Below are 2243 nucleotides of genomic sequence, written 5' to 3'. Positions count from 1 at the left end.
CAAAAGCTTCACGGTGCAACCTACGTGGTCGACGTAAGCTTCGAGCGCAAAACCCTGGATGAAGATGATCTGATTGTCGATATCGGCCTGGCATCGGAAGTGCTCTCAGCGGTGCTGGCCGAGTTCAATATGCAGAACCTGGACGAGTTGCCGGAGCTCGCGGGCCGCAACACCACCACGGAATTTATGGCCGCCACCATTTTTGAACGCATGGCAAAAGCCATAGAAGAGGGGCGCTTGGGGCAGACGGGCAAGGGGCTCTGTGGCATGAAAGTAACCCTGGGTGAATCCCATGTGGCCTGGGCCAGTTACCACGGTGAACTCTGATCATGTCGAACCCGGGCGGGCAATCAGTGCGGTTCATTGTTCCCGGTGATCCGGAACAGCGAACCGGGGGGTATCGCTACGTAAGCCGGATGGTCAACGCGTTGAATGAGCGCGGCATAACCGCAGTGGTTCAGGGTCTTGATGGCCGGTTTCCGGTCCCGGATGCGGTTGCCCGGTCGGCCATGGATTCGGAACTGGCCCGCTGCGAAAAAGACACCTGGCTGGTTCTGGACGGGCTCGCCATGGGGGGGCTGCCAGAGGTGATTGAAAAACATGCAGGGCGGCTGAACCTGGTGGCACTGGTACATCATCCGCTGGCGGATGAAACCGGCATCAGCGAACACGACCGGGCGTTTCTGCTGGCCTCGGAAACCCGCGCGCTGGCGGCGGTAACCCGGGTGATAACGACCAGCCACCACACCGCCGTGCGCCTGAGGGATTTCAGCGTGCCTGAGGACAGGATCCGGGTGGTGGAACCGGGCGCCGATACGGTCATGTTTTCCCCCCGGAATGGCTCATCGGATGCCACTAGCAACAGCGATGCACCGCAACTGCTGTGCGTCGCCGGTCTTTCCCCCCGCAAGGCCCAGCATCAGCTGGTCGAGGCACTCTCGGGTCTGCAGCACCTGGCCTGGCACTGCACTCTGGTGGGCTCAACCGAACGTGAGCCGGGGTACAGCCAGCAGGTTGTCGACCAGATCCGCCAATTGTCACTGACCGAGCGCATCACCCTGGCCGGCGAGCTTGGCGATGAAGCCCTGGCCGCGCAATACCGTAACGCCGATCTTTTTGTGCTGCCCTCACTGTATGAAGGTTATGGCATGGTGATTGATGAAGCCCTGGCGGCCGGACTTCCGGTGATCACCACCGATGGCGGCGCGCTGGCCAGTACCGGCGACAGGCAGGGTATCCGGCAGTATCCCGCCGGCTCGGTGAATGCGCTCAGGAGCTGCCTGGAAGCCTGTCTGAGCGACCGGCCGTTGTTGCAGGAAATGGCCGGCGCCGTGCAGCGTAACCAGGCACCGGTTCGCCACTGGTCCGATGCGGCCGCCGAATTCGAGGTTGCACTCGAGCCAGGCCCACACACCAGAGATCACAGTCAGTTTGACCAGCAATGGCTGGGTTTGCGGGAACCGGCCGATCACCGCGCGCGCAATCCGGCATTACTGGCACAGCTTCAATGCTGGCTGGAGCAGTTCGCCGGGAAAGGCGCAGAAAAAAACATCCCGCGCGAAGACAAGGTGCTCAGGATTGTGGACCTGGGCAGCGGCGCAGGTTCGAACGGCGTCTATCTTCGCGACCGGCTCCCCGGGCCCCAGCACTGGACCTTGCTGGATCAGGATGCCGCCCTGCTGGCTGAGGCCAGGTCGCGTCTTGCGGTAAAAGCCGATGCCAGAGCCGCTGCAACAGAAACCGTCACATGCACCCTGGATGCCGGCAACCTGACCGCGCTTATTCCGGACGGGACCGGTCTCATCACTGCTTCGGCACTGATTGATCTTATGTCGGCAAACTGGCTGGATGCCCTGGCCGAGGTCGCCCGGGCCCGCCGCGCGGCCGTGTATATTGTTCTGAGCTATGCCGGGGAATTTCAGCTTGGTCCCGCACTGGAAGACGATGACCTGATTCGCGCGCTGGTAAACGATCACCAGCATGGCGATAAAGGCAGCGGCGCTGCGCTGGGTCCTGAAGCCACGGATTACCTGAAGGAGCGCCTCGAAGCCCGGGGCTATGAGGTGGCTGTGGCGGCCAGTCCGTGGGATCTGGACGGCAACGACCGGGCGCTTCAGGCCGCCCTGATTTGCGGCTGGTGCGAAGCGGCGATGGAGCAGAACCCGGCCCGGCAGAGGCGGATTGAACAATGGCAATCCGCGCGGTTGCGGCAGGCCGAAGCAGGGCGGTTGGCGATTCAGGTG

Annotated in this window: 2 protein-coding genes; both read left to right on the top strand. The window is 62.6% G+C overall.

Features of this window, described 5'->3' with window-relative positions; translation table 11 throughout:
* Positions 1–327, top strand: a 327-nt coding sequence (locus tag VJ956_RS00995; protein WP_324080668.1) for a 6-carboxytetrahydropterin synthase, incomplete at its 5' end; no start/stop codon positions are given.
* Between the two features lie 2 nt (positions 328–329).
* Positions 330–2243 (top strand): glycosyltransferase (locus tag VJ956_RS00990; protein WP_324080666.1); only part of this gene is annotated, 1914 nt, incomplete at its 3' end.

It is taken from the genome of Marinobacter sp. (genome assembly GCF_035268745.1).
Taxonomy (GTDB): domain Bacteria; phylum Pseudomonadota; class Gammaproteobacteria; order Pseudomonadales; family Oleiphilaceae; genus Marinobacter.
The sequence above is the reverse complement of the archived record's forward strand: the minus strand, read 5'-3'. Positions and strand labels throughout refer to the sequence as shown.